Origin of the sequence: Ruminococcus sp. J1101004sp1_RTP21198st1_B9_RTP21198_201120, assembly GCF_040924245.1 — a bacterium.
In the GTDB taxonomy this organism is placed as follows: domain Bacteria; phylum Bacillota; class Clostridia; order Lachnospirales; family Lachnospiraceae; genus Blautia_A; species Blautia_A faecis.
Genome location: NZ_JBCOMI010000048.1, coordinates 1 through 20,443, shown reverse-complemented (window position 1 = coordinate 20,443; position 20,443 = coordinate 1). Strand labels below are relative to the sequence as shown.

Sequence of the window (20,443 nt, the reverse complement as noted above, 5' to 3'; positions counted from 1 at the left end):
CCAGTTCACAGACTGGTTATTATTTAATAAACCAACACTGTGCGCAGACTTTTTACCGCCTGCGAACGTGTCGCACTCACCCAAAAATCTTCGGAAGCTTTTTCCCCTTCGCCTTTGGTATTAACAATGATTGTTGTAACCAGCTTCAGGATATCTTTTTCAGACCGTATATAAGCAAATGGATTGTAATGAAGCGATTTGGAAAAATTGATGGTATTCAGAACCTTAATCACATATGGCTCATGAACCACTTTTCCAGATTTATCTTTCATGATATTTCCATTCTTATCTTTCTTAGGTGGTCCCTTTGCTAACATCTTCCCACACTCTTCAATCAAAGTGCCTTTCGGATCTGTAATGACCATGGAACAGTTCATCTGCATGACCGATGGTTTTACGAAAAAACGTGTCTTACCGGAACCACTGCCGCCGATGACCACTATATTTTTATTTCTTGCATACTTCGGCTGCTTCGGTCTGCTCTCCATGGTCAGTGCTTCTGTTGCTGTCAATGGAATGTTCATCCATGAATCTTCCGACATATAAGGCTTGATATCCTCTGCGGTTCCCCATCTGGCTGAACCATACTCGATGCCTTTCCGTAATTTCTTTGCGTCTGCCTGTTTCTGCCAGACCAACACTTTCAGAACGACTGCAACAACAATACCTGCTAGCAGATCTTTCCAGTTATTGCTTAACACAAAACCAGCAAAAATCCGGTCTGCGTGTTCCATTGCATATAATAGTTTGTTCCCCATATCTTCTCCCGGACTGTTCCGGTAAAGAAAAAATGCCCGGTCTGCATAGAAAGCAGCCAGAGCATAAGGAATATTTGTAAGAACCAGTTTCTTTTTATCCAGGGCGGACAGCTTACCCCCGATTTTATTCTTCCACTTCTGCATCAGAGTTTTGCCGCTTTTCTTTTTCATCGACTCTGCTCCTGATGCCGGTTCTTTACTTTGTCCTTCGATTTCTTTGGCATCATTGCCCGGTAAGCTGCAAGACGCTTATGAATGGAAGGTTTATTCGCTTTTTGAATCTGTTTCTGGGAAAATTCACGGAAAGCAGCATTGAGTGCATCCTGATCACGTCCCTTGAAGAATACCAGATAAACCGGAGGCTCTTTGCTCTTGTCTTTTTTCAGAGCATAATTGATTCCGTATTTTCTGGCATATCGTTCAAAGGACTTGATATTTTTGTCCGTGATCTCGATATTGACCATCCCGGCATTCTGTTTTGCCAGCTCTTTTACCGTGACCTTTCCCTGTTTCGGCTGATTTTTCTGTGCTTTCTTCTCTACTGATTTCTGCTTCTGATGACGCAGATACGCAACAAGAACCTTTTTCAACAGGTCTGCTGTAATCTTAGTTGCCCGAATACAGAACGTGACCGTTTTCTGAGTTACCTCTTCCTGCATGACTTTTCCCTCCTTTCAGCGATTCAACTGCTGTCCAGATCTGTAATCATGGCAATCACCCCCTTTAATGAAAAAAGACAGATTAACCGGTAATCAGGTTCTGCACCTGTACGAGTTTTTCTGTCCCTTCTTCTTTTCTCTTATCTTCTCCACCACAATAGATGGGAACACACATTTCAAGTATTCTACTGTAAATACGCTGATGGGCAGTATCCAAATCTGTGGATTTCATTTCATTCAGTCCCAGATTCGTTGTTACGATCAGCGGAAGCATTTTACAATAACGGCTGTCTATCACATTATAGACCTGCTCCAAAGCAAACTCGGAATTTCGTTCTATGCCTAAATCATCAATAATCAGCAGCGGATAATCCACAAGATTTTGTATGATCTGATTCTTGTCTGCCTGATAGCTGGTCATTTCATTTAAGATCCTGGAAAAATTTGTCATCATGACACGTTCTCCCTGTTCCAAAAGTGCATTTGCAATACAGCCTGCAAAGAAACTTTTCCCAGTTCCAACTGGTCCCATCAAAAGCAATCCTACATTTTTCCTCTTCATATCTGCCCAGTTTTCTACATACTGCCTGGCGATTAGTATCTTCTGGTTGCTTCCATTGTCATTTTCAAATTTCCATTCCCAGAATCTTCTTTCCCGAAGTCCGACGGATTTTCTCTGATAAAGCAGTCGCTGTGCTTCTTCCCGCTGCATCTTTTCATCCAGTTCCTGTCTGACTTTCACCTCGCATTCGCACAAACAAGACACTACATGCTCAAATCCCATCAGACTGACTTTCATCTGTTTTCTTTTTCCACAGATGCCACAATGAAGACATCCCTCTTCATCCAGATAATCTGCTGTTACTTTATTTTCCATCACAGGCTTTCTCCTTCCTGAAATTCATATTTGTCAATTCCTGCCCTGGCGCCATCCCGTTCTGCCCAAAGACAGATTGTTGCAAAATGATTCTGATACTCTTTTCCACTGGATTTCATATAAACAGAAAGATGATCAATCCGTTTCTGATAATCCCATGGAAATATTGTCATCAACTCCTGCAGTTCAGCTTCCGACAGAACAACATTTTTAAATCTCCCATACAGACTGAATTTTTCTTCCAGAGCGGGAGTATTGCCCTTACTCTTATCAGTATGATTCTTTTCAGTCTTATTTATCTTAGTATTACTTCCATCCAGATTCTTGCAGTCCGGACTTCTATTTTTTTGCGTTCCGGACTTCCAGTTTCTTGCAATCCGGATTTCCAATTCCTTGCAGTCCGGATTTCCAGTTTCTGGCGTTCCAGAAGCAAAGTATCTTACGGGCTTTCCTCTAATCCGTTTCACAAAATTTTTCACGTATATGACAGAGGGACGATTATTCCCCTGCCGATACCGTTCAATCAATCCAATCCCATGCACACTGTCAAGCTCATAAAGAAGCTTTGTCACTGTCGTATGCGACATTCGCAATAGTTCCTGCAATTCTGCGATCGTGTAAATGATATAGACATAACCATCACTATCAATCCATCCATTTTTCTTGGATAGGCTGATTCGATCAAGCAGAATTCCGTAAAGGAGCTTTGCGTCTGTGGACAGGCTTGCAAACTCTTTTTCTGTGAACAGAGCTTTTGGTATCCGAAAAAAAGAAAACTGGTCAGATTCTTCTGCTCTGAAATATTCAAAATCTGCCATAGCTTATTTCCTATTCTTCCTCATTATTAAAATCACACCCTGCTGCACTGCCTGTTCCATGACACATCTCATTAAACACAAAGTTGAAGCACATCATTAACTCACTCAGATAATAATTCCTTGCCTCTTTATTGCAGGCATACATATCCTCGATATAAACCTCCTCGTTTCCATTCATTCGTGCGATTGTTTCCAGAACTTTCATAAACTTCTTATTAGAGCAGCACTCATACTGCTCATTTACATATTTCTGAATTTCCAGCACACGTTCAGGCTTTCCTTCATACATAGATAACACGCCAAATGCCAGATCCATGCCAAACTCATAGCCATCGGCTTCTACGGCATCAATATCAAGATTGCCTTCTTCATCGTAATAGCCACGCTCTTCCATAGGAGTCAGTGGTGTCTCATATTCATCCAGATATCCCATATCCGCAATTGTTTCCAGAATATCTCTGGATGCTGCCACCATCTTGTCCATGATAATTTCTCTTTCTTCCATCGGCATATTTGCCATAATTCTGTCTAATGTCATCATTGATTCTTCCTCCATCTCATTTTCATAAATATCATTGATATAAAAGTGGTTCGCCTTTCCATCGTTTTGAACAATACGCACCAGCTTTCCAATCTTAACAAGTTCCTGTACTGCCTGATCTACGCCATATCGAGTCGTATTCAGATCTTTCTTCATTTCGCTTTTTGGATAGATAACAAACAGATCTCCATTATGATCTACCCAGCCATTCTGCACCGCAAATTTCAAACGATCCAGAAATAAGCTGTATAAAATTTTTGCTGTATTTGATAGATTTTTGAATTCTTCCACCTGGAACAGCATCTTTGGCACCTGCAAACAATCTACCGGCATATACTCCATCTTACTCATTGATTATTTCCTCCTTCTGTTTGTACAGCACTTCGGCTGAATTAATATTGATTTCCAGCATCCCTACAAATACCTGATAGTACAGCAGGCATATCTGTTCATCCTCTCTTGCCAAATACAGTCCTTCCAGTTCATTGGACGGATGTTTCATTCCATATAATGCCTGACAGATATCATGGATTTTCTCACATTCCACACTTCTCAGATGCATCTCCAAAGTGTGGTTAAATCTCTGCCAGTCCTCCAATTTCTGATTTACTGACATCATGCACTGGAACAGTTCCGCTGCTTCACATGCTGCTGACAGCACTACATTTTTGTTATTGATACTTCCATCGGCATTTTTCATATGCCCTACCATATACGCCTGATCTACTGAAACCATCTTTTATCCTCCTCTATCTAAACGGCATTTCCTCTTCCATGCCCTCCGGTATCTCTAAAAACCCTTCCGCATCTTCTGGAAATGGTGGTCTGTCAACCATTTTTGCACCTGCGAATTCAATCCGGTTTGCATACACTTCAGTGGTATAGATCTTTTTCCCGGTATCCTTATCTTCATAATTACCTGTGACAATCTCGCCTTCCACCATGACCTTCGTTCCCTGCATCAGATAATCTCTGGCAAATTCTGCTTTCTTTGCAAAAGCCTTTACCGGAATGAAACTGACTTCATCGGAATAATTCCTTCTAACTGCCAGAACAAACTTGGCAATCTTATGAAGTCCTTTTTCATTCTCCACTTCGTTGTATCCGGGATTTCTTACCAATCGCCCGGAAATAACTGTTGTATTCATTGGCTTAACCCTCCTATGCTTTCATTGATTTGTAACAGATACCGATACATGGTCCACATTTTCCATAGGCACATCCGTAACATTCATCTTTTTCCAACTCTTCCTGCTTCATTTCATCGGCAAACATTCCTAACAGCGTTGTGTAAATCTTTTTCATTGCCAAGAACTTCACTTCTGCTTTTTCCATCTTCTCTTTGTAAAATGGAATTAGTCCACGAAGAACTGGATGGAAACGTTCATTTTCATCATCCCAGGCACAGGTTTTCATCATACAGCGTGGCTGTTTCTCATAATTTCCCAGATAATACGGGCAGAACGTACAGCCTCTTTCTTTAACAATTTCCACCGGAATCACTGGCACCTGACTTTTGATTTCTTTTGTTACATGCTTACTTTCAATTCGCTCTCTCATCTTAAAAATCCTCCGAGTATATATATTTGCAAAAGGGATTTCCCCTGAATTGCCTGATTTTTGGTACAAAAAAAGAGGCAAGCTTACGATTTTATTTTCGCAAACCTGCCTCTTATCAAATATTCAATTATTTTCCGATGATATATCGTAAGAAAACGTATACCGCACGGATTACATACACTGGAATCATGATACATCCAATCAAAGCTCCAATGATGACACTTAATGCAGCCATACCAAGCGTTGCTGTGGTATCCATTCCTCTAGGGATTAGAATCAGCCGCATTTTATGTATTCCAAATGGCAATCCGGCAATAAATATCCACCAGAACCAATCCGTCTGACCACTGACTTTCATAATTGTTTTTGTCATCCAAAACCAGAATACCATAAATGCCAGCGGCAGAATTGATTTTTTAATTACGTCTTCAATCGTCATCTTTTTTCTCCCTCTGTCTGATTCCTTCTGTCACCTCCCGATTAAGGTTTGCCAATATTTCTCTAACCACAGGAGAATCCAATCGAAAGGTTTCCAGATCTTTCTCCGTGAGCTCCCTTCCGTTCGCATCATATCTTCGTACAATTTTTAAAGCCATACTTTCACTTTCTTCCTGCTGATAATCCTAATGTTTTCAACAAATGTTTAAACTTCTCTCTTTTCATCCGTTTAACACGTATCTTTTCTATCTTTTTCAGATAGACTTGTATTCTACTTGCCATATCTTCATTGCTCATTCTTTACCCTCTCTTTCTGCCCACGATGCCAGAAGCATAAATATAATTTCTTCCATCTGAGTCTTTGTATATGTCTCTGGAAAATATTGTTTCAATTTCTTCGCCGGAATCTGCACCTGAACTTTTTCAGTACTTTCATTCATGCAAATCTGATCAATCTCTGAATACGTCAACATCCGCTCTTTTGAAATCTGTTTCAATTCCTTTGCCTGCTTCAAGGACGGTACCATATTGTGATTACTCATATACTGAAGCAATATCTGTTGTTCTTCACTTCTCAAATATGAAACTTCAACAGCTGTATTAAAGGGAAGCTTCTTCTCGTCTGCCAGTTCTAAAAGCTCTGTGATTAACTCTGTCAGATGAATATATCGAAGAATCTGTCTGGAACTATCTCCTGTATTCTGACTGACTTCTTCCGCCGCCAACTTCTTGCCAACTTGGCAAGAAGTTAAATCAGACCGTTTCCCCTGACGCTTTAACGCCTCATATTTCATTTTATAAGCAAATGCCTTTTCGCTGATCAGCAGCTCTTCTCGTTGAATGTTGGAATCTACCATGATCACCGTCGCTTCATCATCTGTAAGATCTTTGATGATAACAGGCATTTTCTCTAATCCCGCAAGTTCACATGCTCGTTTTCGCCTATGACCAGCTACCAGCTCATAACCACCAGACTCTCTCAACCGCACAATACCAGGAACCAACATGCCATATTGTGTAATGCTTTCTGATAATTCTTCCATTTTCTTATCATCTTTTACTTGAAACGGGTGATTTGGAAATGGATGAAGGCTTCCTATTTCTATCTCGCAAATTCCATTGTTTGTTTCTTCGTTTGTTCCAAACAACGCATCAAGTGGCTGTAAGGAAATGGGAGTTGCTCTTTTTTTAGATGGCATCTTTCAGCACCTCCTCCGTCACTCTCCGATAAGCTTCTGTAGCTTTGCCTTTCGGATCATAAGAGAAAATACTCTGTCCTTCTCTGACTGCTTCCTTCATTCTTACAGAAAATGGAATATAATTATCAAAGATATGAATTTGACTTCCATATACATTTCTGAGAAGTTCCATATTATTCCTGGCATCATTCGTATGAGCATCTACCATCGTGAACAGAATCCCACCGACTTGTAACTTCGGATTGATCTGCTTACGAACCTTACCGATCGTTTTTAACAACTGCTGCAATCCTTTGATTGGCAGGTAGGATGCTTCAACTGGAATGAGGACTTCATCTGATGCAGCCAGCGCATTGATCGTAATCATTCCCAATGATGGCATACAATCAATGATGACTGCATCATATTGATCCTTGATACCATATAAAATCTGTTTCAATACATATTCCCTGCTCATTGCATTTACCAACTGTACTTCCGTACCTGCCAGTCCAATGTTAGAACAGATAATGTCTATCCCCTCTGCCTGATGTCTGATATAACAGTCGGAAGGAATATCTTCATCTTTCATTACTGCATCCATAAGAGCTGTAAGTGTTTCATTACTGTCATCACAATCACGATATCCAAATCCTGCGGATACATCAGACTGTGGATCTGCATCTACGATTAACACTTTCATATTCTTTTGTGCTAATCCTACTGCTAAATTAGCTGTACATGCGGATTTTCCCGTTCCCCCTTTTTGGTTTACAATAGAAATAATTCTAGCCATTTTTCATCACCTTTCATCGTCGTCAATCAAAAAAAGAGGACTGAATTAGACAACCGGAATCTATATTCCGTGCGAGCTAATTCAGTCCTATAATTACAATAATTCTGTTGTTTTTACTCTTGTCTTACACAAATCCATTTCCAGTCTGGATCTGTAGTAATTCATATTCTGGAATGACAGCGCTGCCTTATTTTTCCCTTTTTCAGGGAGTTAAAAATAAGGACTAAATTAGTGCAACCCCTTGTATTTACTGGAGTTTTCTAACTTGTCCTTATTATAACTCGACCATGAGGTGTAATGTTTGGCATCTGCACCCGGTAAATGTCATTGTATCTGCCAACCATATGATTGAATCGGTGCTGCCAGTGCATTGCAACAAGGGGCATTCCATTATCATCATAAAATAGGAATCCACTATATCCGTCTATGGATTTCTCCACTTTCGGTGCATTTCTGTCCTCGATGATTGCCTGAAACATCTGTGCCACATCCTCTGTAATCGGCAATACTCTTGTTCCGGCATCCGTCTTTGTAGTTTCTATGATGTATCGCATATCCGATGTTCTCTGCAATTGGTGGTCGATATTTACAGTTCTGTTCTCAAGATCAATGTCCTTTAGTGTCAGTCCACAAAATTCCGATATTCGCATTCCCGTATGAAAAAGTATGTACACCACTTCATAGTATTTGCAGTACACTACATCGTCATGCACAAACTTTAGGAACTTTCTCATCTGGTCTTTGGAAATTGCCTCTCTTGTGACTGCGTCATTTACCAATACTCCGGCAAGCTGAAATCCGAATGGATTCTTTACCAGAATGTCATCATCCACCGCCATCTGAAAGGCTGGTCGCAGCACTCCACGGATGGTATGAATGGAACTGTAGCTTTTGCCATCTTCCTGCTGCAATTTGATAAGGAACAGCTTTGCATCGGATGTTTTCACACTTCGTATCGTCTTTTTGCCAAATGCTTCCTTTGCAAGTAATCTCTGTACTGTAACATATCCCTGTTTTGTGCTTTGCCTTACTCCGGTCTTTGTTTTCAAATATCGGTCTACAAGTTCGCAGACTGTCATCTGTCCGTCCACGATATTTACAAGCAAATCCAAATCTGTGTTTACCTGTTTTTCCAATTCACGAAGGGAGAGGCATGGCTTCTTGCCCTTTGGAAGTTTATCCGTAGGTTCCAGTTTCCAACTGTATACAAAATGTGGTTTTCCATCAATATGATATTTATATTGATATTTTCCATCTGCCCTTATACTCTCTCCCGGTCTAAGAACTCTTCTTTTGGAATCACGCCTTGTCTGTCCTCTTCCTGCCTTTGCCATTATACCCGCCTCCTTAGTTCTGGATGGTTACACAGATACCTTTCAAAGGCTACACGAAGAATCAGCTTGCGTTCTCCGTAGTATGCCAGAAAATCTTCCCCATCCGTATTACTCAATAAATCATAAAATTTTCTCCGGCTCAAAACAAAATATTCAATTGCCTCAGAAGGATTTAAAATATCTTTTTCTGCTAAACTTGGTCTTGCCATAAAAGTACTTCCTTTCTGCCAAAAGTGGCTGTTTTCACAGGTTTTCGAGGTCATACTATATATCACTCTGAACGCTGATAATATCAACTACTTTCGGCAGACAAACGGAATTATATCTCCGAAGAAGCACTGATAAATTTTTCAAACTGCGGGCGGATAATCAGATACCTATTTCCGCTGAATACCGCAAATCTTCCTCTGTTATCTTCTGCCAGTCTACGCATTTTCTTTGTTCCGATATTAAAATACGATGCTGCTTCTTTGATTGTCAGTGTGTACTTTTCACTCACAGGGACAAGTGTATTTTCCGTAGTATCATGTTTTTCTATTGCCATGTGCAATCCTCCTTCCATACGGGCTGCAGTATTTCCACAGCCCCAACTGCTTAGTCTGCTGCCATCTGAAGTACCTTGACTGCATCCTTACGGATCAACTTTCCATCCAGATACTCACATCCCAGATACCCTACCTGTCCACGCATGGCAAACTTTTCTTTCAGTGTGCGGATAGTCAGTGGGAAACGCTGAACGAGCCAGTAATTGCTGAAATCTCCAAATGCGATTACTTTCTGCCCCTTTCCGATAGACGGCATGGAATCAACAATCTGCACAGGTTTTGAGAAAATCGTTTCATCACTTTCCTTCCACAGATAGTTTCCGGCTGAATCTTTGAGGGTACGGAGTGCCAGAGCCGTTTCGTCATTCATAAGCCATGTACCATGTTTACGGTATTTCTTATCCACGGACAGATACAGTCTGATGATTTCATCATAGCTGATAGCAGAATCACTCTCTGTCGTCACGCCCGTTTCTGCTCCGTCAGTGGCGTGCAGAATACCTGTCGGCTGATTTTCCCCTGTTCCGTTGATAAACGCCTGTTCCTCGCTTGTGCCAAAACAACGTGCCATTTTCCCGATTACATAATCCTCTATGGCAAAGGACTGGTCAGAAGCGAACTCCAATCCAAGTCTGACAAGCTCGGACAATCGGTATGCCTGTACTTCAAATCTCTGAAAATCGTCCTCGTTATCCATGCCCTCCAGATTGACCATATCGCCCCATTCAGCCTGACCTTCACAGTCAAATGTCCAAAGACGGCTGTCACTTCTGGTCGCATTCACAACGGTTGCCAGCTGACGGACTGCACTTTCTTTCTGTAGTACTGCCGTATATTTTTTATTTGATTCTCCGGGCAGATGGTACTCATTTGTCTTGCTTTCACGGTTGTTATAAAGGCTGTCCGTAACTGCCTGTTTTCCTCTCATTTCGTTCCAAAAATCGTTATAATAAGCTGTACTGTTAATCATAATAAACCTCCTGAAAAATTATTTTTGTGTCATATAACCACTCTGTCTGCAATAATCCACTGCTTCAGAATAGGACAGATAAAACATCTCCAATGACCCGTCAACCACACGGTAATAAGGCGGGTCACAGGATTCGCTTGCCATGATAATGACCGGGCATCTGTCCCTTAAATTGATGACATTCACACATCTGTACTTGTCTGTTGAAAAATCCGATGGCTCAAACCGCATCGGTGGTGCTGCTTTCTGTTTTCCCATGTGTACCTCCTTTTTTCTTAACAGAAGAAATCTCTGCACAAGAGCCGATATCCAGTTAAAAGTGTAGTCTTTTCTCCGCCATCCCTTGGGCGCCTGCGGACTATCGTACCGATTGTGCGGAGTGCCTGATTAAAATTCCGGCTGTTCTCCGCAAAATATCCATTGTCATTGCACCAGTTTCGGTATGCCTGATACACTGCCGATGTCCGGCATTCCGCATCCTTCTCCTGTTCCAGAAATTCCTCCACAAAAAGTTCCATCTTATCGCTGTCATGCTGATAGGATATGGTGGCATCTTTTACTGCTTTTGGCTGAGCGAAACCTTCTTCTTTCAAGATGGTGTAGCCTTCAATCAGCCAGTTTAAGATGGCACTTGCTGCCTCCGGCCTGGAAAATTCTGCTTTCAGATTCTGTTCCTGCTCCCATTCCTCAAAATGTCTGTCAAAGGGAATGATTACGACACGTCCGCTCGAAAACAGTGTCATATCCGTAATAGCCGGAAGATAATTTGTATTTACATACAGCTTGAACTGTGGTTTAAAATCAAAACTGTTTTCATGCAGGAATCTGGCATTCAGTGTATCATTTCCCGTCATGCTTTTGATCTGTGCTTCATTCAGCACCAGTCCCCGCCTTGGCTCTGAGATATTGGCGAACCGCACTCCGGCAAGACGTGCAATATCCTCTGTCGGGTTCTGGCTGTTGGCAGACGGTTTTGCAGCAATCGTTTCCGGTCGGACAGTCAAACCGTAATCTCCCATCACATGAAGTGTGCTTTCCATCAGAGTCCCTTTCCCATTTCTGGTGGTTGCACCGTAGTAGAAAAACATACATTCATAGCGTGTATCACCTGTCAGACCATAACCAAGGCTTTTCTGCATGAACCTTGCTTTCTCCGTATCCCCACTCATCACCTCTGAAACAAATCTGGTAAAACGTAGATTCTTTGCATTCGGATCATAGACCGCCCCTGCAATCTTGGTCAGCTTGTCCTGTGGTGTATGCGGATGGAACTCTCCCGTCTGCAGATCCAGTGTTCCGTTCTGGCAGTTCAGGTAATAAACATTGCGGTCAAACTCAGACATTGCAATCGGATACACGCTCTGGGCATCACTGATATACGTGTTACGGTAATTCCGGCTCTGCCATTTCGCAGAATATTCCAGATAGTCCTTTCTTATACGTTCATCAGTAATTGTCAGGGCATATCTGACCAGACTGTCCGCAAGGGATTTTGCAAGCTCCATTGTTTTCAATCCGCCAATGTCCGGAATCCACCGGGTTCCGTCATACACATACCACTTTTTCCTTTCCGGCACATACCTTGCGATATCTTTATACACATCCGCAAACAATCTGCCTGAGCCGTTGTCATTCCACGGGTATCTGCTGTTATCCGACACATTCAGTTCTATCAGCTTCTGCAGCATATCATCAAAATCACTCTCTGCTGATGTCCTTGCATAAGGTCTGTAGAAATCCAGTGCCTGTGCCACTGCCTTTTCCATCGTCAATGCGCCGTAGGTTGAGCCACTCTGCACACGGTCCCACTTGCTCCGCATCAATCCCGATCTTCGGAACAGCCTGTCCATCTGCTCTGTGTCACCGCCACACCAGAATGCAAGGATACTTGCAAGCGACATATCCGCATCGCTGTGGGATTTTCCTTCCGGAATTTCTCCATTCCACAAGGCTTTGAACTTTTCGCCCTGTCTGGAATCCGATGCTAGGCGGACCACGGAATCATCGGACAGATAACTGCCGGGAATATCCTGTACATCGTTCTTTTTCTTAGAAATCGGACGGAGCATATAAGTTTCCAGTATTTCCCCAATTTCAGTGCTTCGCTCCTCAACACCACGGTTGCGGATCACATTTCCTGTCAGAGTACAGAATTTCTTCGTCACACCTGCTGCATAGATTTCCAGACCAAGTTTCTGATTATTGATGTAATATCTGCCCGTATCATAAGACAGGGAAGATGCCTTACATACTATGCGGACTCCCGTGCCGGAGGGGCTGAATTCTGTATAGGAGTCCATTCTCTCCACAATGTCTTCTGCCATCTGTGTCATCTTTCCACCAAACACGCAATGGTCGATATCTACCATGCAGAAATCATCAAATGCACCCATACCGATTCCGTCATAACCATCCATTGCATTGACTGCCAATCGAAAATCCGAAAAGGTATTTTTATCGGCACTGCTCGCTTTTCTGCCATTTGTCTGATACGGCACTTTTGTCATGCGCCCGTTTCTTTCTTCATATTTCCACAGACAGAACCGTCCGTCTTTTTTCAACTGTTCCGGAAGTTTCTCATACATTCTGTGCTCCTCCTTCCCCGCTTATTTTCTGACGTATCATTTCTCCGTGGCTCTTGCCGATAACCACACCTTAAATTCGGAAACAGGAACCAATACCCGCTTGCCTACACGGACGATTGGAAAATCCGCTTCTCTGGTCAGTGCATACGCTTTGCTCAGGCTGATTCCCATCTGCATTGCCATTTCCTGTACGCTCATCGTGACTTTATCCATAGCCATCCTCCTCTCTGCATTCCAAACATGAATTGCTCTTGTTTTCTATCACAGTATACTTTATAATGTTACCAAAGGCTATTTTCTATTGGTAAGAACTCGTACCGAAAGCAAGTTCTATCGGTAAGAATGGAGGTAGAATATGAACGAAGATTTCAGTTTGGGAAAAATGAGTGCGGATGCACGGCTGACCGCAACTTTCAAATACTATGAAAAGACAGAACAGAATGGAAAAATCGTAATCACCGCCTGTCTGGGCAAGGGCGATGTCCCAAGACTCAACCGTGGATACGGCTTGGACGGAAATGAGCTCTAGCTTTCTCTGAATAACCTGTACCAGAGTATCCGTGGAAAAGATGACTACACTGCTGCCGATGATATCATTTCTTGGTGTCAGCAGTACGCACACCCCTACTATGCCTCTGAGGACATCGAAGAATATCGTTGGGATATTGAAAAGGATACGGAATACTGGGATTTTTCCACTAACATTCTTGGTAATTTCACTTTTGATGTTCACACCATGCGGAAAGATCTCGAAAGCCTGTACCGGGATACCCTTGTCATCCTGATGTTCAAAAAATGTCTGGAACGGCTTGACGTTTCCACGGATCTTGCGCAGATCACATGGACGAATGAATTTGCAGATTTTAATTCGTTTCCTATGCAGAAACATCTCGGTAAAATATCAGCTTACCTAAATAAAATGAGTGGCGTAACCATGAAGTTGGGACTGGATGAAAATGGAGAATTGAAGGTCATGCCGGATTTCCATTCTGTTTTTGATGCTGCCCGATTCGCTCTGTCGCAATATGTATCTATCCCTACGGATTACCCCATTGCTTATGCCGACCGTGTGGGCGTTGCCACCTGTGAGTGTTGCGGCCGTCTGTTCATCAAAAACGGGAACCGCCAGAAATACTGTGACAATCCAGAATGTAAAAAAGAACGAAACCGTAGAAAATCCCGCACTGCTTATCGCAGAAAGATACAGGAAGAAAATGATAACCGCTGGGCGTGACCACGGCTGTTTTCACACTGGGGCAAGATGTGGCAAGTAATATAGGTTATTTTCTATACAGGCTCTATAAGAATAACCTAAATCATCTGCCACAAGTTGCCCCAACTGTTTTTCCATAGAAAAAGGGCATCGGTCTGCACCGACACCCCATGTCATTTTATCCTTATTCTCCGCAGCGGAATGCTGAATTTCCCGTAAGATTTCTAAGCAGAATCTTTCTCGCTGTCTTATACTCTTTTCCGATAAAGCCAAGTCTGAGCAGAAAACAGCGGAAAGCATATTTGTCATTGTCCGTTTCGGTCGGCTTTGATGATACCCTTTTTGCATCTCTTGCCATATCACACAGCCTTGAGATAAATTGCGTGTAGGCTGCGAGCTCATCTCCATCCGCTGTGTATGGAAACCATGTGAAATTTATTTTTTCATCTGTAATTTCAATCTCTGTGCTGTCCATCCGAAATGCACGTTGAAAAAGTGTCTGCTTATTTGCTATGATCTTCTGCAAATTTTCCAATGTCGTATCCGTAAGACTATCTTTTGGAATTGCTATTGTCAGCTTCTCCTGTTGCACTGGCACTTCTTCGATTACTTCTGCATCGTCCTGAAACCCACACTCTCGTAACTGCAGAATCAGGTCTTCCACCGTTTCTTCCTCTACTCCCTCTGGGATATGCAGTACTCCCTCTTTGTCCAGTCGGTATCCTGCAATATCATATGCACAGCTTGGTACCCGTTCATAATGCGGTGCTGTTCCAAGTATGTTTCCAATCTTCTGTGCTAGTTTTGGTCTCTGCTTTGATTTCAATGTAAATCTGATTTCCTTCTTCATAATATGTACCCGCCTTTCTTTATTCGGTAGTACATATATCACTCTGACTGCACAGAATAGCAAGACAATTCGAATTATATTTCTGCCAAAATGTACGCAGAAAAACTGTGCTTTTTATGTCGTTTTTTACACGTTTTTTCTGCGTATTTTGGTATTATCCGGCAAAACAAAATCGGCTTTAGCGATGACATTCAGCGGATATTTTCACATCAACTGACCTTGACGGGTATCCCCCCTGTTTAATTCTGCGAAAATTCGCACGAAGGGGGCCATCGGTCTTCAGCCAGAAAGGTTGTAGAGATTATACCTTCCCCACATATATCCTTACATTCTTACTATGCGATTATCAATGAACACTTTTTTTAACTCTTTAAAGTATTCTATTTCTGTCAGTCTCTTTTCATCAAATTCAACCTTAATTGCTTGACATTTCGTAATAATTGACTCCTGAATCATTTTAGGGGGCTGTGGAATCTTCACTTTTTTTACATAAGGAACTGTCAACTGTGGTATTACACTACCAGTATTCCCTATATTAAAGGCTTTTAAGAAAAAATCAAGATATTCAGGATAAATAAGGTCTTCGTCACATACCATAACAATTAATCTTACAATAGGCGTAAACGGGACTTCTCGCAAAAACGAATAACCTACTGTCCCCCTTGCCGATAGTGTTACACATTTTTCAGAAACACGAGCATTCTTCGTATATCCTAATATGCCTTCTTTATTTGTGCCATTTCCAATAACAGGCACATGGCAAACCAAACTTTCCTCTTCAGTAAAATCATCTGGCTTGTCACCTCCTGCAAATACTTTTTTACATAGCTTATTAATACTTTTTGTTTCATAATCACTTTTAAAATGGACTAATTTGTTTCCTATAGTAATACTTGCATCAAATACTGGTTTTTCAAAATCCAACATATCTGATAAAGAAACTAAAGAAACATTTGTATTTCTTCCACTTTCATCAAAATATATACTTGGGATTTCAAATTCTTCGTTTTCAAATTTTTTTCTAATCAAAAAACACAATTTTTCAGCATCTTCTTTATCTTGAGGATTATATAGCGGCGTTTGAATATAATTTATTGAATTAATATTCGAAATAGCTGCTTGTTCATCCTCGTCCAACTCCTCATCAACATTCTCTTTTATTTTTGATATATAATGAATACCTTCTTTTGTTTTTCTTTTTTTCCACTCATATCCTAAAAATGATGTTATTGATGTCTTATTGCTTTTTCCATCAGCTTTTTCTTCTGGAGATTTTATAACTAATACTTCTGATTCATGCGAGTATAACCAATATCTATATTTTTCCAATTCAAAAGGCATTACATATTGTTCAAATGTTTTTTCCGGAGCATACTCTTCTGTCTCTACCCATGGATGTTCTTCTCGATATTTTTCTGCACGCTTCTTCCACTTTTCTTTTTCCTTTCTAATTTTCTCATCATAAGCTGTTTTTTCACTCTCTATTATTTTATTATATTCCTCTCGATATTCTTCGAAACACTCAAGGGACAATATTTCTGCTTCGGGTTCTAATTTACCTTTATATAAACTTTCAAATTCCAAAGTGCTATATCCCATATAATCACAAAATGCTTCGCGTAATTCCTTTGATTTTTCGAATTCTTCGTCAATTTTTTCGAGATTTTCATTTCTGCTATACTGAGCTATTATGTCATCATAATACTCAGACATACAAAAATTAGTTTCGGATTTATCCAAGAATTCTTTTCTTCTTGCAAACAGAATAACTGCTTTGGTTCCAGTTGTTCCAAACGTAATTTTATTCATTGATACTATTGATATGATTTCAAATTCCCTTAAAAGTATTTTTCGTGCCTCATAATCAACTCCACCATTATTCATAATTCCTGCTGGCAAAACAATACCAAGAATTCCATTTTTATCTAATAACTGCGAGGCTCTTTCTAAAAAGAAACATTCAATAGAACTGTTTGTAAGCATACTCTTTTCATCAATTCCATTAATCAAATGATAATTATTCCGTTCATCTGGTAACAATGTGTCCAAAAAGCCTTTTACACTAAAAGGAGGGTTTGCAATTACACAATCATATTCGTGACTATTAATACCATACTTACTTAAATCAGATAAGGCATCAGCATACACCACTTTTATGTTCTGTCCATACATGAAACTTGCTATTTTTGTCAATTTACTCAATCTGTTATCTTTATCTATACCTGTAAGTTCATAATTTTCCCCTTCATTGTATCTTGCATATTCTGTCAAAAAATGTCCTGCACCACATGCGAAGTCTATTACTCTAGCATTTTCGCACTTCGGCAAACTACGTACAATAAAATTTGTTATTGGAGTTGGTGTAAAAAACTGTCCTTCACTCTGATGTACACCTGCACCTAAAAACAATTCATAAAAATCTCCCAAAAACTGATTATCTTCACTTTTTGTGATGTATATATCTTGAAGCATGATTACAACTTGAAGTAAAATATTAAAATTATTATAAAACAGCTTTTCATTATATACATCAACAAATGCAAAATCATTATTAGTAAAATACTTGAGTTTTCTAAACAAATTATCTATTTTTTCTTTTGCCTTACCTTTCAGGCGCAATTCAAAAGCTTCATCAATTTCTTTTTGTTCAACGTATGCAACCTCATCTTTTAAAAATTCTTTCATTCCTTCTGAATAAAGTTTTTGAAGTCTATCAATCAGATCAAAAGGACTATCATATTGTTTTCCTTTCCAATAAAATTCTAATTCATCCTTTATTCCTTGTTCTAACTGCATCTCATCTACTACTTTACATAAAAAAAGATTACAAAGTATATTAAACGCATTTTCTCTATTACTTACAGTAAACATTCTTAAAATGGATGCATATTTATGAAACTTTTTATTAATATCAGCTGATGAAATGGGCTCTAAATCTTCGAATGTATATTTACTTTTTCCAATAATATATGCCATTGAATCTTCAAACAATCCTTTAGTTGCAAAATCTGAAGAATAGGTTTGTTTCCATACTTCCCATTTTTGTTTTGCAGTATCAGCTTCTTTAAATCCTTTTATATTTTTTTGCCCTGTTGTTTTACACCGTTTCAAATACTCATCATTATCTTGCACATTAATAAGATAGTATTCTGGCAAAACTTTTTCATCGACATAATCTGCTGTGTAAAGGCACAAGTATTTTGCATCTGGTCTTTGTTGAAAATATGAAAACAACTGGTTTTTTGAACTTCTCAACATATTTGACCATTCTTTTTCAAATTCATTCTTTTTTTCTTCTTGTGCAGTTTTGCACTCGATAATGAGCAAAGCATCTGTATCATTATCCTTAATTAATATATCTGCTTTACCGCTCTTTGCCTCTCTTCCTAAAGGCCATTTGGGTTCTAATTCAATATCCTGCGCTCTATACCCTTGCTTTAACAATCTAAAGATACATATTAAAACTACAAAATTCTCTGGATGAGAAAAATTTGTAGTTGTATGATCATTTATAATAATCCCATCCGCTTTCTCACCTGCATCAAGATTCTCCCTTGATACCGTATTTTCAGGATAATATATTTCTTTTTTACTAAAGTCAACTTCTATTTTTTTGCCATCTTCAAACACATGTTTATACTTATTTCCTTTGTTTTCAAAATCTTCCTTTTCAAGAACACTTTTTAAACAATCTATATTAATCATTTACTTATCTCCATTTTTTGTACTATATTTATTTAATATCTTTGTTGCCTCTTTTAGTGATGTTCTTCGAATAAATTCACTATATGATGCATAATTCTCTATCTGAGCTGCTCTTTTTAATTTATCCAATTCTTCTTTACTAACCCTAATACTCATAGAAATTGTTTTGTTCATTACAAATCCCTCCTATTTTAAAAATTATAACATTTGTGTACAACATCTGCAATACAATTCTCCACGCTTGCAAAGCATAAAACAGCCACCCTTCATAGTATATTACTACCAATGAAAAGTGGCTACATATTTGCATATTATAAATTATTTTCCATAATTTCCAAATAATTTTCCGGAAATCCAATCAGATTCAAATCAATGTCATCCCTATACTCATCTATCACAGCTTCCACTGTTTGGATCAAAGATTTTTTACTACTCTCATCTGGTAATCTTTTTAACAAGACAAGTGTATACGCAAACAATGAATTATTTTTTATCTCCGGATGCTTTCTCAAAAATGATGACGTAAATTTTGCCGGAGGATTGAAATCCGTATTATACATCCTTGCTGCATGTGCACATTTATTTCGTAATACTGACAAACAATGAAGATGATTTTCTAATGTATCCTTTCCAACACCAACCATACGAGCGATAGCATCTTTTTCTGAATAATACATAGAACTGTATAACTTAGACATATTAGAAAAAGACATTAATTCTACAATAACCCACAACGGCATTCTGCTGGAATATTTTATCTTGTGATGTTTCACAATCAGACTATCTTTGTAATAATTTTTCTCCCTGCTGAAATTTTCCATAACTTCCTTGTAACCCTTTTTGTTATAGAAATTATTTTCATCGTAATGTTGATCATACGGAGCTTCTGTACATTTGGCTATTGAAAATCCATATGCTATCTGCGTCCTATAATATACTTCTGCCTTTTCGATATACCGCCGAAATGTATCACGCAATATTTCATCTACTTTATATAAATGATACACCGTTTCAAAAGTAGTTCCTTCAATATAGTCACTACCAGAAGGCTCTTGTCTAAATTGCAAAGCATACCCCGTAAAACGATAATAATTTACTCTTTTTAATATATCTTTTGCTTTTTTTCTATCAGCGACAATCATCCCGTGAGCTATTAACTTATCTAACTGTTCATCAAAGGTCAATGGTTTTTTCAAATCCATAAAATCTCTCCTTAACGTAAAAAAGCTGAGCACACGACTCAGCTTGGTCCCCAATGTCCAAAAGACTTCGGGCAACTCTGTTACATATAGTATATTCAAAACTCAGAAAAATTGCAATAGTTTTTATATTTTTTTCGCATTTTCATCGTTACAAGTTCTACTACATTGCCTGTAAGTAGTCCCTTACTACTAAGAAATCCTCCCAACACCTTTTCCTTTATCCCACTTCAAACCATGAGCCTTAGTAGTCTAAACCGTAGTAATTCCAATACTTTCCGCCATATTATGCCGTACTCTGCCCCAGTTTGCGAAGGTATGCATTATCATAAAACTAGAGTGCCGTGGCAGACAAATAACACTCTTATCATTGCTTAAAACTCCTTGAAATGCTGTATTTACGCTGTTTACAGGTAT

26 protein-coding genes are annotated in these 20,443 nt (G+C 39.5%); 2 read left to right on the top strand and 24 right to left on the bottom strand.

Annotated elements, in window-relative coordinates; all coding sequences use genetic code 11:
- Positions 1 to 23 precede the first annotated feature (23 nt).
- The 20 genes from AB5618_RS20195 to AB5618_RS20100 form a co-directional block, all read right to left on the bottom strand.
- On the bottom strand, positions 24 to 929 hold the full coding sequence (locus tag AB5618_RS20195; RefSeq protein WP_368367025.1) for a type IV secretory system conjugative DNA transfer family protein: 906 nt from the start codon (positions 927 to 929) through the stop codon (positions 24 to 26).
- Positions 926 to 1,417, bottom strand: a complete 492-nt coding sequence (locus tag AB5618_RS20190; protein ID WP_109273659.1) for a PcfB family protein — start codon at positions 1,415 to 1,417, stop codon at positions 926 to 928. Before AB5618_RS20190 ends, AB5618_RS20195 begins: the two co-directional genes overlap by 4 nt.
- Positions 1,418 to 1,499: 82 nt before the next feature.
- Positions 1,500 to 2,294, bottom strand: a complete 795-nt coding sequence (locus AB5618_RS20185) for an ATP-binding protein (protein ID WP_195484323.1) — start codon at positions 2,292 to 2,294, stop codon at positions 1,500 to 1,502.
- Positions 2,294 to 3,112: a replication initiator protein A gene (locus tag AB5618_RS20180; protein WP_368367024.1), complete on the bottom strand. Its 819-nt coding sequence runs from the start codon at positions 3,110 to 3,112 to the stop codon at positions 2,294 to 2,296. The genes AB5618_RS20185 and AB5618_RS20180 overlap by 1 nt, the downstream gene beginning before the upstream one ends.
- A 10-nt stretch (positions 3,113 to 3,122) precedes the next feature.
- Positions 3,123 to 4,004 carry a replication initiator protein A gene (locus AB5618_RS20175; protein WP_368367023.1) on the bottom strand — a complete coding sequence of 294 codons (882 nt, stop codon included), beginning with the start codon at positions 4,002 to 4,004 and terminating at the stop codon, positions 3,123 to 3,125.
- Positions 3,997 to 4,389, bottom strand: coding sequence for a hypothetical protein (locus tag AB5618_RS20170; protein ID WP_227616389.1), 393 nt, complete (start codon positions 4,387 to 4,389; stop codon positions 3,997 to 3,999). Before AB5618_RS20170 ends, AB5618_RS20175 begins: the two co-directional genes overlap by 8 nt.
- A 13-nt stretch (positions 4,390 to 4,402) precedes the next feature.
- On the bottom strand, positions 4,403 to 4,801 hold the full coding sequence (locus AB5618_RS20165) for a single-stranded DNA-binding protein (protein ID WP_005344165.1): 399 nt from the start codon (positions 4,799 to 4,801) through the stop codon (positions 4,403 to 4,405).
- 13 nt (positions 4,802 to 4,814) lie between these two features.
- On the bottom strand, positions 4,815 to 5,213 hold the full coding sequence (locus AB5618_RS20160; RefSeq protein ID WP_368367021.1) for a hypothetical protein: 399 nt from the start codon (positions 5,211 to 5,213) through the stop codon (positions 4,815 to 4,817).
- 127 nt (positions 5,214 to 5,340) lie between these two features.
- Positions 5,341 to 5,652 (bottom strand): DUF6050 family protein, encoded by a 312-nt coding sequence (locus AB5618_RS20155; RefSeq protein WP_096240028.1) that lies wholly within the window; start codon positions 5,650 to 5,652, stop codon positions 5,341 to 5,343.
- Positions 5,642 to 5,809: a hypothetical protein gene (locus tag AB5618_RS20150; protein ID WP_181976775.1), complete on the bottom strand. Its 168-nt coding sequence runs from the start codon at positions 5,807 to 5,809 to the stop codon at positions 5,642 to 5,644. The genes AB5618_RS20155 and AB5618_RS20150 overlap by 11 nt, the downstream gene beginning before the upstream one ends.
- 4 nt (positions 5,810 to 5,813) lie before the next feature.
- Entirely contained in the window at positions 5,814 to 5,948 is a 135-nt protein-coding gene (locus tag AB5618_RS20145) for a hypothetical protein (protein ID WP_008371487.1), read from the bottom strand.
- Positions 5,945 to 6,850 (bottom strand): ParB/RepB/Spo0J family partition protein, encoded by a 906-nt coding sequence (locus AB5618_RS20140; protein ID WP_227616387.1) that lies wholly within the window; start codon positions 6,848 to 6,850, stop codon positions 5,945 to 5,947. The genes AB5618_RS20145 and AB5618_RS20140 overlap by 4 nt, the downstream gene beginning before the upstream one ends.
- Positions 6,840 to 7,625 (bottom strand): ParA family protein, encoded by a 786-nt coding sequence (locus tag AB5618_RS20135; RefSeq protein ID WP_054337283.1) that lies wholly within the window; start codon positions 7,623 to 7,625, stop codon positions 6,840 to 6,842. Before AB5618_RS20135 ends, AB5618_RS20140 begins: the two co-directional genes overlap by 11 nt.
- 260 nt (positions 7,626 to 7,885) lie before the next feature.
- Positions 7,886 to 8,959: an integrase DNA-binding domain-containing protein gene (locus AB5618_RS20130; protein ID WP_368367020.1), complete on the bottom strand. Its 1,074-nt coding sequence runs from the start codon at positions 8,957 to 8,959 to the stop codon at positions 7,886 to 7,888.
- Positions 8,959 to 9,168 carry an excisionase gene (locus AB5618_RS20125; RefSeq protein WP_118532260.1) on the bottom strand — a complete coding sequence of 70 codons (210 nt, stop codon included), beginning with the start codon at positions 9,166 to 9,168 and terminating at the stop codon, positions 8,959 to 8,961. Before AB5618_RS20125 ends, AB5618_RS20130 begins: the two co-directional genes overlap by 1 nt.
- Positions 9,169 to 9,278: 110 nt before the next feature.
- Complete coding sequence (locus AB5618_RS20120) at positions 9,279 to 9,503, bottom strand: excisionase (RefSeq protein WP_015541248.1); 225 nt, start codon at positions 9,501 to 9,503, stop codon at positions 9,279 to 9,281.
- A 50-nt stretch (positions 9,504 to 9,553) separates the two neighbouring features.
- Positions 9,554 to 10,474, bottom strand: a complete 921-nt coding sequence (locus AB5618_RS20115; protein ID WP_148462451.1) for a phage major capsid protein — start codon at positions 10,472 to 10,474, stop codon at positions 9,554 to 9,556.
- An 18-nt stretch (positions 10,475 to 10,492) separates the two neighbouring features.
- Positions 10,493 to 10,732 (bottom strand): hypothetical protein, encoded by a 240-nt coding sequence (locus tag AB5618_RS20110; protein ID WP_005612402.1) that lies wholly within the window; start codon positions 10,730 to 10,732, stop codon positions 10,493 to 10,495.
- A 17-nt stretch (positions 10,733 to 10,749) separates the two neighbouring features.
- Positions 10,750 to 13,059, bottom strand: coding sequence for a phage/plasmid primase, P4 family (locus tag AB5618_RS20105; RefSeq protein ID WP_148462452.1), 2,310 nt, complete (start codon positions 13,057 to 13,059; stop codon positions 10,750 to 10,752).
- Positions 13,060 to 13,095: 36 nt separating this feature from the next.
- The gene (locus AB5618_RS20100) at positions 13,096 to 13,272 is read right to left on the bottom strand and encodes an excisionase family DNA-binding protein (RefSeq protein WP_015560864.1); all 177 of its coding nucleotides are present in this window, start codon (positions 13,270 to 13,272) and stop codon (positions 13,096 to 13,098) included.
- A 142-nt stretch (positions 13,273 to 13,414) separates the two neighbouring features.
- Here AB5618_RS20100 and AB5618_RS20095 point away from each other — a divergent pair, with 142 nt between their 5' ends.
- Together AB5618_RS20095 and AB5618_RS20090 are read left to right on the top strand one after the other, a co-directional pair.
- Positions 13,415 to 13,588 (top strand): hypothetical protein, encoded by a 174-nt coding sequence (locus tag AB5618_RS20095; RefSeq protein ID WP_368367019.1) that lies wholly within the window; start codon positions 13,415 to 13,417, stop codon positions 13,586 to 13,588.
- Positions 13,589 to 13,795: 207 nt separating this feature from the next.
- On the top strand, positions 13,796 to 14,293 hold the full coding sequence (locus AB5618_RS20090) for a hypothetical protein (protein ID WP_368367018.1): 498 nt from the start codon (positions 13,796 to 13,798) through the stop codon (positions 14,291 to 14,293).
- A 163-nt stretch (positions 14,294 to 14,456) separates the two neighbouring features.
- Here AB5618_RS20090 and AB5618_RS20085 read toward each other — a convergent pair whose 3' ends face one another.
- The 4 genes from AB5618_RS20085 to AB5618_RS20070 all read right to left on the bottom strand — a co-directional run bounded on the left by AB5618_RS20085 (position 14,457) and on the right by AB5618_RS20070 (position 20,029).
- The gene (locus AB5618_RS20085; RefSeq protein ID WP_148462454.1) at positions 14,457 to 15,122 is read right to left on the bottom strand and encodes a hypothetical protein; all 666 of its coding nucleotides are present in this window, start codon (positions 15,120 to 15,122) and stop codon (positions 14,457 to 14,459) included.
- 324 nt (positions 15,123 to 15,446) lie between these two features.
- Entirely contained in the window at positions 15,447 to 18,827 is a 3,381-nt protein-coding gene (locus AB5618_RS20080; RefSeq protein WP_148462455.1) for an N-6 DNA methylase, read from the bottom strand.
- Entirely contained in the window at positions 18,828 to 19,001 is a 174-nt protein-coding gene (locus tag AB5618_RS20075; protein ID WP_148462456.1) for a DUF1778 domain-containing protein, read from the bottom strand. It abuts the gene before it with no gap.
- 137 nt (positions 19,002 to 19,138) lie between these two features.
- Positions 19,139 to 20,029, bottom strand: a complete 891-nt coding sequence (locus tag AB5618_RS20070) for an Abi family protein (RefSeq protein WP_148462457.1) — start codon at positions 20,027 to 20,029, stop codon at positions 19,139 to 19,141.
- Positions 20,030 to 20,443 lie beyond the last annotated feature (414 nt).

What these genes read in the sequence shown, in the direction of transcription:
- AB5618_RS20195 (WP_368367025.1), bottom strand. Translation starts at nt 929, where the DNA reads ATGAAAAAGAAAAGCGGCAAAACTCTGATGCAGAAGTGGAAGAATAAA.
- AB5618_RS20190 (WP_109273659.1), bottom strand. Translation starts at nt 1,417, where the DNA reads ATGCAGGAAGAGGTAACTCAGAAAACGGTCACGTTCTGTATTCGGGCA.
- AB5618_RS20185 (WP_195484323.1), bottom strand. Translation starts at nt 2,294, where the DNA reads ATGGAAAATAAAGTAACAGCAGATTATCTGGATGAAGAGGGATGTCTT.
- AB5618_RS20180 (WP_368367024.1), bottom strand. Translation starts at nt 3,112, where the DNA reads ATGGCAGATTTTGAATATTTCAGAGCAGAAGAATCTGACCAGTTTTCT.
- AB5618_RS20175 (WP_368367023.1), bottom strand. Translation starts at nt 4,004, where the DNA reads ATGAGTAAGATGGAGTATATGCCGGTAGATTGTTTGCAGGTGCCAAAG.
- AB5618_RS20170 (WP_227616389.1), bottom strand. Translation starts at nt 4,389, where the DNA reads ATGGTTTCAGTAGATCAGGCGTATATGGTAGGGCATATGAAAAATGCC.
- AB5618_RS20165 (WP_005344165.1), bottom strand. Translation starts at nt 4,801, where the DNA reads ATGAATACAACAGTTATTTCCGGGCGATTGGTAAGAAATCCCGGATAC.
- AB5618_RS20160 (WP_368367021.1), bottom strand. Translation starts at nt 5,213, where the DNA reads ATGAGAGAGCGAATTGAAAGTAAGCATGTAACAAAAGAAATCAAAAGT.
- AB5618_RS20155 (WP_096240028.1), bottom strand. Translation starts at nt 5,652, where the DNA reads ATGACGATTGAAGACGTAATTAAAAAATCAATTCTGCCGCTGGCATTT.
- AB5618_RS20150 (WP_181976775.1), bottom strand. Translation starts at nt 5,809, where the DNA reads ATGGCTTTAAAAATTGTACGAAGATATGATGCGAACGGAAGGGAGCTC.
- AB5618_RS20145 (WP_008371487.1), bottom strand. Translation starts at nt 5,948, where the DNA reads ATGAGCAATGAAGATATGGCAAGTAGAATACAAGTCTATCTGAAAAAG.
- AB5618_RS20140 (WP_227616387.1), bottom strand. Translation starts at nt 6,850, where the DNA reads ATGCCATCTAAAAAAAGAGCAACTCCCATTTCCTTACAGCCACTTGAT.
- AB5618_RS20135 (WP_054337283.1), bottom strand. Translation starts at nt 7,625, where the DNA reads ATGGCTAGAATTATTTCTATTGTAAACCAAAAAGGGGGAACGGGAAAA.
- AB5618_RS20130 (WP_368367020.1), bottom strand. Translation starts at nt 8,959, where the DNA reads ATGGCAAAGGCAGGAAGAGGACAGACAAGGCGTGATTCCAAAAGAAGA.
- AB5618_RS20125 (WP_118532260.1), bottom strand. Translation starts at nt 9,168, where the DNA reads ATGGCAAGACCAAGTTTAGCAGAAAAAGATATTTTAAATCCTTCTGAG.
- AB5618_RS20120 (WP_015541248.1), bottom strand. Translation starts at nt 9,503, where the DNA reads ATGGCAATAGAAAAACATGATACTACGGAAAATACACTTGTCCCTGTG.
- AB5618_RS20115 (WP_148462451.1), bottom strand. Translation starts at nt 10,474, where the DNA reads ATGATTAACAGTACAGCTTATTATAACGATTTTTGGAACGAAATGAGA.
- AB5618_RS20110 (WP_005612402.1), bottom strand. Translation starts at nt 10,732, where the DNA reads ATGGGAAAACAGAAAGCAGCACCACCGATGCGGTTTGAGCCATCGGAT.
- AB5618_RS20105 (WP_148462452.1), bottom strand. Translation starts at nt 13,059, where the DNA reads ATGTATGAGAAACTTCCGGAACAGTTGAAAAAAGACGGACGGTTCTGT.
- AB5618_RS20100 (WP_015560864.1), bottom strand. Translation starts at nt 13,272, where the DNA reads ATGGATAAAGTCACGATGAGCGTACAGGAAATGGCAATGCAGATGGGA.
- AB5618_RS20095 (WP_368367019.1), top strand. Translation starts at nt 13,415, where the DNA reads ATGAACGAAGATTTCAGTTTGGGAAAAATGAGTGCGGATGCACGGCTG.
- AB5618_RS20090 (WP_368367018.1), top strand. Translation starts at nt 13,796, where the DNA reads ATGCGGAAAGATCTCGAAAGCCTGTACCGGGATACCCTTGTCATCCTG.
- AB5618_RS20085 (WP_148462454.1), bottom strand. Translation starts at nt 15,122, where the DNA reads ATGAAGAAGGAAATCAGATTTACATTGAAATCAAAGCAGAGACCAAAA.
- AB5618_RS20080 (WP_148462455.1), bottom strand. Translation starts at nt 18,827, where the DNA reads ATGATTAATATAGATTGTTTAAAAAGTGTTCTTGAAAAGGAAGATTTT.
- AB5618_RS20075 (WP_148462456.1), bottom strand. Translation starts at nt 19,001, where the DNA reads ATGAACAAAACAATTTCTATGAGTATTAGGGTTAGTAAAGAAGAATTG.
- AB5618_RS20070 (WP_148462457.1), bottom strand. Translation starts at nt 20,029, where the DNA reads ATGGATTTGAAAAAACCATTGACCTTTGATGAACAGTTAGATAAGTTA.